The organism is Rhodococcus mengyinensis, assembly GCF_048381435.1.
Lineage (GTDB): Bacteria > Actinomycetota > Actinomycetes > Mycobacteriales > Mycobacteriaceae > Rhodococcus_F > Rhodococcus_F opacus_D.
The window spans coordinates 132583-145717 of the sequence record NZ_JBLWIT010000161.1 but is presented as its reverse complement, the minus strand read 5'-3'; the positions used below and the strand labels follow the sequence as shown (position 1 = coordinate 145717).

At 67.7% G+C, this 13135-nt stretch carries 12 protein-coding genes; 10 read left to right on the top strand and 2 right to left on the bottom strand.

The window, feature by feature from the left end:
- The first annotated feature begins 114 nt into the window (after window positions 1-114).
- From eat to ACNJ7E_RS43035, 6 genes are all read left to right on the top strand, one after another.
- On the top strand, window positions 115-1569 hold the full coding sequence (gene eat, locus ACNJ7E_RS43060; RefSeq protein WP_005572051.1) for an ethanolamine permease: 1455 nt from the start codon (window positions 115-117) through the stop codon (window positions 1567-1569).
- On the top strand, window positions 1566-2978 hold the full coding sequence (locus tag ACNJ7E_RS43055; protein ID WP_280783595.1) for an ethanolamine ammonia-lyase subunit EutB: 1413 nt from the start codon (window positions 1566-1568) through the stop codon (window positions 2976-2978). The genes eat and ACNJ7E_RS43055 overlap by 4 nt, the downstream gene beginning before the upstream one ends.
- Window positions 2975-3742: an ethanolamine ammonia-lyase subunit EutC gene (gene eutC, locus ACNJ7E_RS43050; RefSeq protein ID WP_054245398.1), complete on the top strand. Its 768-nt coding sequence runs from the start codon at window positions 2975-2977 to the stop codon at window positions 3740-3742. Before ACNJ7E_RS43055 ends, eutC begins: the two co-directional genes overlap by 4 nt.
- Window positions 3743-3820: 78 nt before the next feature.
- Window positions 3821-4366 carry a hypothetical protein gene (locus tag ACNJ7E_RS43045; RefSeq protein ID WP_105412686.1) on the top strand — a complete coding sequence of 182 codons (546 nt, stop codon included), beginning with the start codon at window positions 3821-3823 and terminating at the stop codon, window positions 4364-4366.
- Between the two features lie 121 nt (window positions 4367-4487).
- On the top strand, window positions 4488-5828 hold the full coding sequence (locus ACNJ7E_RS43040; RefSeq protein WP_418342643.1) for an MFS transporter: 1341 nt from the start codon (window positions 4488-4490) through the stop codon (window positions 5826-5828).
- Window positions 5829-5989: 161 nt separating this feature from the next.
- Window positions 5990-7627, top strand: coding sequence for an AMP-binding protein (locus ACNJ7E_RS43035; protein WP_280783598.1), 1638 nt, complete (start codon window positions 5990-5992; stop codon window positions 7625-7627).
- 85 nt (window positions 7628-7712) lie between these two features.
- On the opposite strand, the gene ACNJ7E_RS43030 is transcribed toward ACNJ7E_RS43035, so the two are convergent.
- Window positions 7713-8297, bottom strand: coding sequence for a GlcG/HbpS family heme-binding protein (locus ACNJ7E_RS43030; protein WP_280783599.1), 585 nt, complete (start codon window positions 8295-8297; stop codon window positions 7713-7715).
- 163 nt (window positions 8298-8460) lie between these two features.
- On the opposite strand from ACNJ7E_RS43030, the gene ACNJ7E_RS43025 reads away from it, so the two are divergent.
- The 3 genes from ACNJ7E_RS43025 (at window position 8461) to ACNJ7E_RS43015 (ending at window position 10704) form a co-directional block, all read left to right on the top strand.
- Window positions 8461-9663 (top strand): sensor histidine kinase, encoded by a 1203-nt coding sequence (locus tag ACNJ7E_RS43025; RefSeq protein WP_418342642.1) that lies wholly within the window; start codon window positions 8461-8463, stop codon window positions 9661-9663.
- Window positions 9660-10286 (top strand): response regulator, encoded by a 627-nt coding sequence (locus tag ACNJ7E_RS43020; protein WP_418342641.1) that lies wholly within the window; start codon window positions 9660-9662, stop codon window positions 10284-10286. Before ACNJ7E_RS43025 ends, ACNJ7E_RS43020 begins: the two co-directional genes overlap by 4 nt.
- A gap of 148 nt (window positions 10287-10434) precedes the next feature.
- The gene (locus ACNJ7E_RS43015; RefSeq protein WP_105412681.1) at window positions 10435-10704 is read left to right on the top strand and encodes a GlsB/YeaQ/YmgE family stress response membrane protein; all 270 of its coding nucleotides are present in this window, start codon (window positions 10435-10437) and stop codon (window positions 10702-10704) included.
- Window positions 10705-10813: 109 nt separating this feature from the next.
- Here the strand turns inward: ACNJ7E_RS43015 and ACNJ7E_RS43010 are convergent, their stop codons facing one another.
- Window positions 10814-11419: an SACE_7040 family transcriptional regulator gene (locus ACNJ7E_RS43010; protein WP_029539478.1), complete on the bottom strand. Its 606-nt coding sequence runs from the start codon at window positions 11417-11419 to the stop codon at window positions 10814-10816.
- A 116-nt stretch (window positions 11420-11535) separates the two neighbouring features.
- On the opposite strand from ACNJ7E_RS43010, the gene ACNJ7E_RS43005 reads away from it, so the two are divergent.
- Window positions 11536-13125, top strand: a complete 1590-nt coding sequence (locus ACNJ7E_RS43005; protein ID WP_280783602.1) for a carboxyl transferase domain-containing protein — start codon at window positions 11536-11538, stop codon at window positions 13123-13125.
- Window positions 13126-13135 lie beyond the last annotated feature (10 nt).

Sequence of the window (13135 nt, the reverse complement as noted above, 5' to 3'; positions counted from 1 at the left end):
CACGTTCTGCTGACACGACGTGTACACAACTCGTTCACCATTGGCCTCGGCCGTTCGATTCCGCTCCCCGAGCGGTGCGGACGAGGCACCATTCGGATCGACGTAGGGGACGGAATGTCACTCGTAGAACCATCCAAGAATTCCGGAACCGGTCAACATCACGATGCTGCCGATTTCCACTCGGAAGACAGCAGCTACCTGGAAAAACGCACGCTCCGTAAGGGTTCGGCGGGCTGGGTGCTGCTCGCCGGCCTCGGTGTCAGCTACGTGATCTCCGGCGACTACGCCGGATGGAACAACGGACTGGCCGAGGGTGGATTCGGCGGCCTGCTGATCGCCGGTGTCGTCATCGCGGGCATGTACCTGGCCATGGTGCTGGGCATGGCCGAGATGTCGTCCGCCCTGCCCGCCGCCGGCGGCGGTTACACGTTCGCGCGGCGCGCACTCGGGCCGTGGGGCGGATTCGCCACCGGCACGGCCATTCTCATCGAATACGCGATCGCGCCCGCCGCCATCGCCACGTTCATCGGCAGCTACGTCGAGTCGCTGAACCTGTTCGGTATCACCGACGGGTGGTGGGTGTACCTGGCGGTCTACGCCATCTTCATCGGAATCCATCTGACCGGCGCCGGCGAGGCACTAAAGGCCATGTTCGTCATCACGGCGATCGCACTGGTCGGTCTCGTGATCTTCGCGGTCTCCGCGATCGGCCTGTTCGACGCGGGCAACCTCACCGACATCGCCGCGACCGATGCGGTGGGCGCGTCGAGTTTCCTGCCGTTCGGCGCATTCGGAATCTGGGCGGCCGTCCCATTCGCCATCTGGTTCTTCCTCGCCGTCGAAGGCGTGCCGCTGGCCGCGGAGGAAGCCCGCGAGCCGGAGAAGAACGTGCCGCGCGGCATCATCATCAGCATGCTCATCCTCATCGTCACGGGGGCAACTGTCCTGTTCCTCGCTACCGGAGCGCTGGGTGCCGAGAGCCTGTCCACGTCCGGCAATCCGCTGGTCGAGGCGCTCGGTGACGGAACCGCGGCCAAGGTCGTCAACTACATCGGACTGGCCGGCCTCGTCGCCAGCTTCTTCTCGATCATGTACGCCTACTCGCGGCAGACGTTCGCGCTGTCCCGCGCCGGCTACCTGCCGACGAGTCTGTCGATCACCAACTCGCGGAAGGCGCCCACGCTCGCCCTCATCGTGCCGGGTGTCATCGGGTTCGTGCTGTCGCTCACCGGTGAAGGCGCGATGCTGCTGAACATGGCGGTGTTCGGCGCGGCCGTCAGCTACGTGCTGATGATGGTCAGCCACATCGTCCTCCGCAGGCGTGAGCCGGAGATGAAGCGGCCGTACCGCACCCCGGGCGGCATCGTCACCACGTCGTTCGCGCTCGTCATCGCCGCCGCCGCGGTGATCGCCACCTTCCTCGTCGATCCGGTCGCCGCACTCTGGACGCTGATCGCATTCGCGGCCTTCATGGCGTACTTCGGCCTGTACAGCCGCCATCACCTCGTTGCCAATTCGCCCGACGAGGAGTTTGCTGTTCTTGCGAAGGCAGAGGAAGAATTGGAATGACCACCTACAGTCACGGAATCGCGGGAACCGGGTACACGTTCGACGGTCTCGTCGACCTCATGGCCAAGGCGACTCCGCTCCGCAGCGGCGACGAACTGGCCGGGTGCGCGGCGTCCTCCGACGCCGAACGCGCCGCCGCGCAGTGGGCGCTGGCCGACGTCCCGCTCGGCACGTTCCTGAACGAACTCGTCGTTCCCTACGAGGACGACGAGGTCACGAGGCTCATCATCGACTCGCACGACAGGGTCGCGTTCGGCGAGATCTCCCATCTCACCGTCGGCGGCCTGCGCGACTGGCTGCTGGACGTCGCGGCGCGAGACGGTGCGGCCGAGACCTTCCGTCGCGTCGCCCCGGGGCTGACACCGGAGATGGTCGCGGCGGTCAGCAAGATCATGCGCAACCAGGACCTCATCGCGGTCGCGCGGGCCGTCACCGTCACCGCGGGGTTCCGGACGACGCTCGGCGTACCGGGACACCTGGCAACCCGGCTGCAGCCCAACCATCCCACCGACGACCCGCGTGGAATCGCGGCCGCCACGCTCGACGGCCTGCTGCTCGGCTGCGGTGACGCCGTGATCGGAATCAACCCGGCCACCGATTCGCCGCACGCCACCGCGGAACTGCTCCACCTGCTCGACGACATCCGTCAGCGCTTCGACATTCCGGCGCAGTCGTGCGTGCTGTCGCACGTGACCACCACGATGGGCCTGATCGAGGAAGGCGTTCCCGTCGACCTCGTGTTCCAGTCCATCGCCGGAACACAGGGCGCCAATTCCAGTTTCGGTGTGGACATTTCGCTGCTCCGTGAGGCCAACGCGGCCGGCCGGTCCCTGAAACGCGGCACCGTCGGCGACAACGTCATGTATCTCGAAACCGGTCAGGGCTCGGCGCTCAGTGCGGGCGCCCACCTCGGCACGGGTGGCAGGCCCGTCGACCAGCAGACCCTCGAGACCAGGGCGTACGCGGTGGCCCGTGATCTCGAACCACTGCTTATCAACACGGTGGTCGGGTTCATCGGTCCGGAGTACCTGTACGACGGCAAGCAGATCATCAGGGCCGGGCTCGAGGATCACTTCTGCGGAAAGCTCCTGGGCCTGCCGATGGGTGTCGACGTCTGCTACACCAATCACGCCGAAGCCGACCAGGACGACATGGACACGCTGCTCACCCTGCTCGGGGTGGCAGGCGCGGCCTTCGTCATCGCGGTACCCGGCGCGGACGACGTCATGCTCGGGTACCAGAGTCTGTCGTTCCACGACGCGTTGTACGCACGTCAGGTGCTCGGACTCAGGCCGGCACCGGAATTCGAGGATTGGATGCGCCGTCTCGGCATGGTCGACGACGCGGGACGGGTCCTGCCGGTCGACGCTGCGGCGTCGCCGCTGCGGGCGCTGACGGTGGCACGATGAGCGATCCTGTGGTGCAAGACTTCTGGGCGGAACTGCGGGCCACGACGCAGGCGCGTATCGGTCTCGGCCGCACCGGTGACGCCCTGCCCACGCAGCGCGTCCTCGAGTTCCGGTCGGCGCACGCCGCCGCACGTGACGCCGTCCACCAGCCGCTCGACGCGGAGGCGCTGGCCGAGCAGGTCGAGGCCGTGGGCCTGGGCAGGCCCGTGGTCGTCACGAGTCAGGCATCGGACCGCAGCGAATACCTGCGCCGGCCCGACCTGGGCCGCACACCGGCCGACCTGTCCGCGGTACCCGCGGGAACGGCCGAGGTGGGATTCGTCCTCGCCGACGGGTTGTCGCCCCGGGCGCTCACCGATCACGGGGTGTCCCTGCTGTCCGCTCTGGTCGACGAGTTCGGCGGGACGTACTCGCTGGCGCCGCCGGTGATCGCGACCCAGGCCCGGGTGGCGCTCGGAGACCACATCGCGCAGGCACTGGGCGTGCAGACGCTCGTCCTGCTGATCGGGGAGCGGCCCGGACTGTCGGTGGCCGACAGTGTCGGCGTTTACCTCACGCACCTCCCGCGTCCCGGACGCACCGACGCGGACCGGAACTGCGTGTCCAACATCCACCCACCCGAAGGGCTCGGCTACGAACTCGCGGCCCGCGTCGTGGCGGGTCTCGTGTCCGGTGCCAGGAAACTGGGCCGGTCCGGAGTGGAGTTGAAGGACACGTCCCGCGCGGATGCGCTCGCAGCCCCCTCGGAGATCCTCGAACTGTAGTCGTGTTATCTAAAGGGCGGCAGGTCCGGCCGGGCCTGCGGAGAACCGCCCTGGACGGGGTGTGACGAGGAGAGATCTATGGCCTTCGCTGGCAATGTGGACGAGTTGGCCCTGCTGCAGGCGGTCCGGTTGAAAGAGCAGGTCAGCGCGGCTGTTCTGGCCGAGCATCTCGGCGTGAGCGCTGCGTCCGCGCAGGCCGCCTACGACGCGCTGCTGACCCAGGGAAAGGCGCAGGAAGTCTCCGACGGCCGGATCGGGCTCACCGAGGCCGGACTGTCGGAGCTCGAGGATCAGCTCGACGCCGAGCGGGTATCCATCGACGAGGACTCCATCGCGGAGGTGTACGAGAGCTTCGTGCCGTTCCACGAGGAGTTCGTCGGACTCATCGATTCGGCCGACGCCGATCAGCTGGCCGACCTGGACCGCCGTGCGTCGGTCGTGTTCGACGACCTGTCGGCGTTCGTGCCCCGGTTGTCCCGCTACCAGGACCTGTTCGCCGACGCCCTCGCGAAAGTCGCTGCGGGGGAGACGAAGTGGATCTCGGAACCCGTGATCGACTCGTACGCCACCGTGTGGACCGAACTCCGCAAGGAGCTGCTCGGCGCGTCCGGCACCGCCGAGTGACGTGACACGCGTCACCACCCCCCCTATTCGGGGGTGGTGACGCAGTGAGCCGCATCACTACTTTTCCTCTCATCCGGGATACGCCCACCAGGGTGTTCCCCACGGACCACGGAGGAATCGAGTGACCACAGTCTCCAACTCGGGTGCGGGCGCCCCCCACGCCCCCACACCGGTGCGCCAGGGCGGTACCAGCGTCCGCAAGGTGGCCATCGCCAGCGGCATCGGTACGACCATCGAGTTCTACGACTTCTTCATCTACGGCACCGCCGCAGCCCTGGTGTTCCCCACGGTGTTCTTTCCCGCCCTCGGCTCCACCGCCGGCACCGTCGCCTCCTTCGCGACCTTCGCCGTCGCGTTCGTCGCCAGGCCCGTGGGTGCGATGCTGTTCGGCCACTACGGTGACCGGATCGGACGTAAGAAGACGCTGATCTCCACGCTCATCCTGATGGGTGTCTCGACGTTCCTGATCGGCCTGCTGCCCGGTGCCGCGACGATCGGGGTCGCGGCACCGATCCTGCTGGTGCTGCTGCGTTTCGGTCAGGGATTCGCCGTCGGCGGCGAGTGGGCGGGCGCCACACTGCTGACGGCGGAGTACGCACCCCCGGGCAAGCGCGGCCTCTACGCGATGTTCCCGCAACTCGGCCCCGCGGTGGCCTTCATCCTCTCCAGCGCCACGTTCCTCGTCACCGGCACCCTGCTCGGCGACACCAACGAGGTCTTCCTCGAGTACGGGTGGCGGATTCCCTTCCTGTTCAGCGCCGTCCTGGTCGGCATCGGCCTCTACATGCGGCTGGCGATCGAGGAGACACCGGTGTTCCGCGCGGCCCAGCTGGCCGACCGTGCCGATGCGACCCCGCGGAGCCTCCCGCTGATGGACGCCTGGCGGTACCAGACCAAGGAGATCCTCCTCTCGGCCGGCGCGCTCGCCACACTGTTCGCGTTCTTCTACATGGGCACAGCGTTTCTCACCAGCTACGGCACCAAGACCCTCGGGTTCAGCCGCCCGTTCGTGCTGACGGTCGGGATCGCCTCGGCCGTGGTCTTCGGATTCACGATCGTCGTCTCCGCTCTGTACTCGGACCGGATCGGGCGTCGACGGGTCATCATGATCTCCTGCGGACTGGCCGTCGTGTGGGCGCTCGCACTGTTCCCGCTGCTCGACACCGGTTCACCCCTCGCGTTCACGATCGGCGTGGTGGTCACGCTCGCCATCTTCGGAATCGCGTACGGCCCCTGCGGCGCCCTGCTTCCGGAAATGTTCCAGACGCGCTACCGCTACACCGGCGCCGGACTCGGCTACAACCTCGCCGGCGTGCTCGGCGGCGCCGTGCCGCCGCTGATCGCCGCACCGCTGGCGTCCGCGTACGGCAGCGCCGCGATCGGTGTGATGCTCGCCGTCCTCGGCGTGGTGAGCCTGCTGTGCACGAAGGCCCTGGTGGAAACGAAAGACGACGCGCTCTGACAGGGCCGGCGAGGGGTGTCCGGACTTCGCACAGATACCGGCGCCCCTCGCCGTGCAGTATGCCCTGGATCACATCAACCAAGAGTAAGTTCGACCGCGGAAGGGCCTTCGGGTCTGCCCGTCCCGTAGGCGCCCGAACGGGCTCCTAGAGAGGAAGAGTGATGACAACCCCGCTTCCCAGCTACACCAACGGCGTGTGGGACGCCCCGATGCTCGGCGACACCATCGGAGACAACTTCGACCGGACCGTGGCGGCCCACGGTGATCGTGACGCCCTGGTCGACCGGCCCTCGGGGCGGCGGTGGACGTACGCGGAGCTGAGGCGGGACGTCGACGCCGTGGCGGCGGGGTTGCTGAAGCGGGGTATCGGGAAGGGCGACCGGGTGGGGATCTGGGCGCCGAACTGCCCGGAGTGGACGCTGATCCAGTTCGCGACGGCCAAGATCGGCGCAGTGCTCGTCAACATCAACCCCGCCTACCGGGCGCACGAGTTGAAGTATGTGCTCGATCAGGCCGGTATCCGTCTGCTGGTGTCGGCGCCCGAGTTCAAGTCCTCCGACTACGCGGCCATGATCGAGGAGGTCCGGCCCCAGTGCCCCGACCTCGAGATGGTGGTGCTCCTCGGCAGTGCCGAGTGGAGCCGGCTGGCGTCGGACGGCATGGCTGCGCACGCCGCCGACCCGTCCCTGCTGCCTGCCGCGCAGGCGGCCCTGTCCTCGGACGATCCGATCAATATCCAATACACCTCGGGGACAACCGGATTCCCCAAGGGTGCGACGCTCAGCCACCACAACATCCTGAACAACGGGTACTTCGTCGGCGAGTTGTGCCACTACACGGAGAACGACCGCGTCTGCATCCCGGTGCCGTTCTACCACTGCTTCGGCATGGTGATGGGCAACCTGGCCTGCACGAGTCACGGCGCGACCATGGTCATTCCGGGGCCGTCCTTCGACCCGAAAGCCACGCTGCAGGCCGTCGAAGCGGAGAAGTGCACGTCGCTGTACGGGGTGCCGACGATGTTCATCGCCGAACTCGCCGAACCGGACTTCGCATCGTTCGACCTGTCGAGCCTGCGGACCGGAATCATGGCCGGATCACCCTGCCCGGTGGAGGTGATGAAGCAGGTCATCGAACAGATGGGGATGGCCGAGGTCTCCATCTGTTACGGCATGACCGAGACGTCGCCGGTGTCGTTGCAGACCCGGTCGGACGACACGATCGATCAGCGCGTGTCGACGGTCGGCCGGGTCGGCCCGCATCTCGAGGTCAAGATCGTCGATCCGGCAACGGGGTTGACCGTTCCGCGGGGCACGCCGGGCGAGCTCTGCACCCGGGGTTACTCGGTGATGCTCGGGTACTGGAACAACCCGGAGAAGACCGCCGAAGCGATCGACGCCGGACGATGGATGCACACCGGCGACATCGGTGTGATGGATTCCGACGGCTACGTCGCGATCACCGGGCGGATCAAGGACATGGTCATCCGCGGCGGCGAGAACGTCTATCCCCGCGAGATCGAGGAGTTCCTGTACACGCATCCGGACATCCTCGACGCCCAGGTCATCGGGGTGCCGGACGCGAAGTACGGCGAGGAACTGATGGTGTGGGTGCGGATGAAGGACGGTACCGAACCCCTGGACGCGGCGAAGGTGCGCGAGTTCTGCACCGGCAAGCTCGCCCACTACAAGATCCCGAAATACGTGCACGTCGTCGACGACTTCCCGATGACGGTGACGGGCAAGGTGCGCAAGGTCGAGATGCGCGAGCAGTCCCTCGACCTGATCGGGCGCACCTGACCCGCCTCGTCACCTGGTCCGCAGCAACGTCGCGACGGCGTCGAACAGCGTGTTCCAGTTCGGGCGTCGACACGGGGGCAGCTCTTCACCCCAGCGTCCCGGCGATCGCGTCGAGCCCGGCGGCCGCACACGCCTGATCCCGCATTCCGTCGGGAGCGCCGCCGACGCCGATTCCCGCGATCGACCCGCCGGCCGACTTCACGCTCACCCCGCCGGCGAGGAACAACGTGCCGGGAAGGTCGGCGACCGTCGCGCCGTCGCCCTTGGCCCGTTCGCTCAGATCGCTGGTGTTCGCGCCGAACGCGGCAGCGGTGTACGCCTTCTGACGCGCCGCCTCCACGGTGTGCTGAGCGGCATTGTCCCCGCGCAACATCGCCTGCACGTTGCCGGCGCGATCGACCACCGACACGGTGACGAACCCGAGCCCGTCGGCCTGGCACTTCGCGAGCGCCGCCTGCGCTGCGGCCTGCGCAGTGCCGATACCGAGACGGTTCTGGCTCACCACGCCGTCCGCACCGTCGATCGCGGCCGGCGCGGCGGCGGTCGCCACCGGAGTGGACGTCGGACTCGCCTCGTCGGACGCGGACGTGCCGCACGCCGAGGTGGCGACGATCGCGGCAAGCGGGACGGTGATCGCCAGAATGCGGGGCAGGCGGTGGAAGGTGCGCATCGGAGGGCCTTTCGGGAAGTGACGAGCTGATGTGACCAGCCTGGCCCGGCGGTGCCGGTGACCGCATCGGGCCGACGGCGCTCCCGAACTCATCCGTCCGGCCCCGGCAGATCATCCGAACGGTGGATCCGCCACCCACGGCACATCCGTAGGATCAGTCGACGTGACGACACCCGTGGACGGAGTGGACAGGCCGGACGGCGCGGGTCTGCGCGGCCCGCTAACTACCGCCATCCATGTGTCGTTCTACGTCCTCCTCGCGACGTCGACGGCGCGGTACCTTACGTACCACGGCGTGAGCGGACGGTTCGTCGTGGTGGTCGCGTTGATCGCCGTGCTTGCCGCGTTGTACACGGTCACCGCCGTGGTCGCGCGGCGGGAAGGCGTGTGGGAACCGTGGGTATGGCCGGTCCTGACGACGTGGGCGGTGCTCGTCTGGCTCGCGCCGAGTTTCGCCTGGTGTGCATTTCCCATGTTCTTCCTGTGCACGCGGGCGTACCCGAGCCGGATCGCGTACCCGGTCGTCGGGGTTCTCGCCGTCCTCACCTCGGTGGCGTTCTTCACCTTCTCCGGCCGCACCGAGTGGGCCGTGCTGGTGGGACCGCTGTGCACCGGGGCGCTGATCGTCATGGCGTACAGCCAGATCGAGCGGGACGGCCGGGAACGGGTGCGACTGCTCCGCCAGGTGGCGGAGACCCGGTCCCGGCTCGCGGAGACCGAGCGGGAGGCGGGGGTGCTCGCCGAACGCGAACGACTGGCCCGCGAGATCCACGACACCGTGACGCAGGGACTGACCAGCAGCCTGCTCCGCCTCGAGGCGGCCGAGCAGATCTGGGCGCAGGCAGATCCGCGGACGGAGGAACGGGCACGTGAGGACGTCCGCGTGGCGACCGGAACGTTGCGCGAGAACCTGGCGGAAACCCGCAGTCTCGTGCACCATCTCGCGGCGCCCAAACTGGAATCCCAGCCACTCGACGCGGCACTGCTCGCCGCCGCGCGCACGCACCACCCGCGGGCGGAGCTCCGGATCGTGGGCACTCCGATCGCGATTCCGGCGGAGGTGACGCACGCTCTGCTGCGGATCACCCAGAGCGCGGTGTCCAACATCGCCCGGCACGCCCACGCCGAGACCGTGGGCGTCACGTTGACATACCTTCCGGAGGCCGTCGCCCTCGACATCTTCGACGACGGCACCGGTTTCGACCCCGCGCCCACCGGATCTCCCTCGACGCGCGGCGGATACGGCCTGCGCGCGATGCGCAGCCGCGTCGAGCAACTGGGCGGCACGTTCACCGTCGAGAGCGCGCCGGGCGAGGGCACCGTGGTGGCCGCCCAGATACCGTGTGCGAGAGGAACCGCGGCATGACGCGAGTGACCGTGCTGTTGGTCGACGATCACGTGGTCGTTCGTGCCGGGCTGCGAGCGCTTCTCGACTCGCAGCCGGACATCGAGGTGATCGCCGAGGCGGGCACGGGGGAGGAGGCGGTCGACGCCGTGAGCACCTGCCGGCCGCAACTCGTGACGATGGACCTCGCCCTGGGCGCCGGTATCGACGGGGTCGAGGCCATTCGCCGCATCCGGCAGGTCGATCGGGCCCTGCCGGTGCTGGTGTTCACGACCTACGACACGGATGCCGACGTGGTGCGCGCCATCGACGCCGGTGCCATCGGATACCTCCTGAAGGATTCGACACCCCAGGAGATCTTCGCCGCCGTGCGCGGCGCGGCCGCCGGCCAGAGTGTGCTGTCGCCGCCCGTCGCATCGCGACTCCTGCAGCAGATGCAGCGCCCCGAGGAAGCTCTCACGCCGCGGGAGGCCGAACTGCTGACCCTGCTGGCCGAGGGCATGACCAACAAGGAACTCGGAAAAGCCCTCTTCATCAGCGAGGCGACGGTCAAGACCCATCTCGCCCACATCTACGCGAAACTCGGTGTCGACACCCGCGCCGCGGCGGTGTCCGTTGCCCTGCGACGGCAGGGCATTCGCTGAACCGAGGGGGTTCACAGCGGTACGCCGCGTGAACCTTTTGGCAACGATTTGCCGAAGCCCTGTCGAACGGGTGTCCAGGTGGCTATGTTCGAAATGAGCGGTGACCTTCCGCTCGCACCATGAATTGCGTGTTGAGAGGACAAGGGCCATGGTCATGGACATCATCGGCACCATCATCTTCGGTGCGGTCATCGGCGTTCTGGCGCGTCTCGTGATTCCGGGTAAGCAGGCGATGGGGTGGGTCATCACCGTCGTGCTCGGCATCATCGGTGCGCTGATCGGGTACTGGGTGTGGGAGGGGCTCCTCGACAAGGGGGACACCGGCGGAATCGACTGGATCCGGTGGATCATCAGCATCGCCGTAGCGGCCGTGCTGACCCTCGGATACACCTCGATGACGAGCAAGAACAGGGTGTAGGCGCGCCACATCGCACCGTCACGAGAAGGGCCCCGTCCGGTCAGGGCGGGGCCTTTCTGCGGCTTCGCCGCCCGTGCGTACTTGTCAACCGCCGGACGTTAACGAGTACTCACGGGCGCAGGCAGAGAAGCGTCATGTCGCGCAGTACTTTCCGGGTGCGCGAGGGGGTCGTGGGATCGGCGCTGTGCGGGGTCGAGTTGATGAGCCCGAACGTGGCGTGTGCCTTGGTGCGGGCATCCGTCTCGTCCAGTGACGTGTCCACCTGCAGCAGCACCTTCACCCAGATCTCCACGTAGCGCCGCTGCGTCTGCCGGACCTCCCGGCGGGCCTCGGCGGGCAGGCTCTCCAGGTCCCGGTCCTGGATGCGAATGAGGTCGGGTTCGCCGAGCGCGAAGTCCAGATGGAAGTCGATCAGACCCTCCAGGGCCGCTTCCGGGGAGGCGGCCTCCGCCACGACGAGCGACCCGCCCTCGAGCAGGCGCGTGCTGATCCCGACGAGCAGTTCGACGAGGACGGCGTCCTTGTTGGGGAAGTGCCGGTACACGGCGGGGCCGCTGATTCCCGCCGCGGAACCGAGGTCCTCGAGGCGGACACCGAGGAAGCCCCGTTCGGCGATGAGGCGGGCGGCGGCGTCGAGCAGTTGGCGGCGACGATCCGCCTTCATCTGTTCCCGGCGCGTGATCGGCGCTTCGGTGCCGTCGACGTCTGTGGTCATCGCCTTAGCTCTTTCTCGGATGTGGTCTGGACAACTCAGTTAATCACAGTTATCTTAGATTCAGTTATCGAGTATTAACTCACTCGGCACGGGCGTCAAGACGAGAAGGCGGCAGGATGGCACTGAGCGGAACCACTGCACGGGAGGGCTACCGGGCAGAGCACACGAAATTGGTGGACGAGCTGAAGTCGAGGCTGGCCGTGGCCGCGCTCGGCGGCAGCGAGAAGTCGCGCGAGCGGCACGTCAGCCGAGGCAAGCTCCTGCCCCGCGAGCGAGTGGACACCCTGCTCGACCCCGGAAGCCCGTTCCTCGAGATATCCCCGCTCGCGGCGAACGGCCTGTACGACGACGAATGCCCCGGAGCGGGCGTCATCGCCGGCATCGGCCGGGTGTCCGGGCGGGAATGCGTGATCGTCGCCAACGACGCGACCGTCAAGGGCGGCACCTACTACCCGATGACGGTGAAGAAGCACCTGCGGGCGCAGGAGATCGCGCTGCAGAACCAGCTGCCGTGCATCTACCTCGTCGACTCCGGCGGCGCTTTCCTGCCCAGGCAGGACGAGGTGTTCCCGGACCGCGAGCACTTCGGCCGCATCTTCTACAACCAGGCCACGATGAGCGCGCAGGGCATCCCGCAGATCGCGGCGGTCCTCGGCTCGTGCACCGCCGGCGGCGCCTACGTGCCCGCGATGAGCGACGAGGCCGTCATCGTCCGCAACCAGGGCACCATCTTCCTCGGCGGTCCGCCGCTGGTGAAGGCCGCCACCGGTGAGGTCGTGACAGCGGAGGAGCTCGGCGGCGGCGACCTGCACTCGAAGGTCTCCGGCGTCACCGACCACCTCGCGGAAGACGACCAGGACGCGCTGCGGATCGTGCGGAACATAGTCGCGACCCTCGGCCCGCGCGCCGAGCGTCCGTGGGACGTGATCAGCGCCGTCCCCGCGTCGGCATCGCAGACCGACCTCTACGACGTGGTCCCCACCGACCCGCGCACCCCGTACGACGTCCACGAGGTCATCGACCGCATCGTGGACGGCAGCGAATTCCAGGAGTTCAAGGCGGAGTACGGCAAGACCCTGGTCACCGGTTTCGCGCACATCGAGGGCCACCCGGTCGGCATCGTCGCCAACAACGGCGTGCTGTTCGCCGAGTCCGCGATGAAGGGCGCTCATTTCATCGAGCTGTGCGACAAGCGCAAGATTCCACTTCTGTTCCTGCAGAACATCGCAGGCTTCATGGTCGGTCGCGACTACGAAGCGGGCGGCATCGCCAAGCACGGCGCCAAGATGGTGACCGCGGTGGCGTGCGCCCGGGTTCCCAAGCTGACCGTCGTGATCGGCGGCTCCTACGGGGCGGGCAACTACTCGATGTGCGGGCGGGCCTACTCGCCGCGGTTCCTGTGGATGTGGCCGAACGCCCGGATCTCCGTGATGGGCGGCGAGCAGGCGGCGTCGGTGCTCTCGACGGTGCGCAGCGAGCAACTCGACAGCGCGGGCAACCCGTGGTCGGCCGAGGACGAAGAAGCGTTCAAGGCGCCGATCCGTGAGCAGTACGAGGCGCAGGGCAATCCGTACTACTCGACGGCCAGGCTGTGGGACGACGGCATCATCGACCCCGCCGACACCAGAACTGTTCTCGGACTGGCGCTCTCGGTGTGTGCGAACGCACCGATCGAACCGGTCTCCTACGGCGTTTTCCGGATGTGAGTGGAATGAC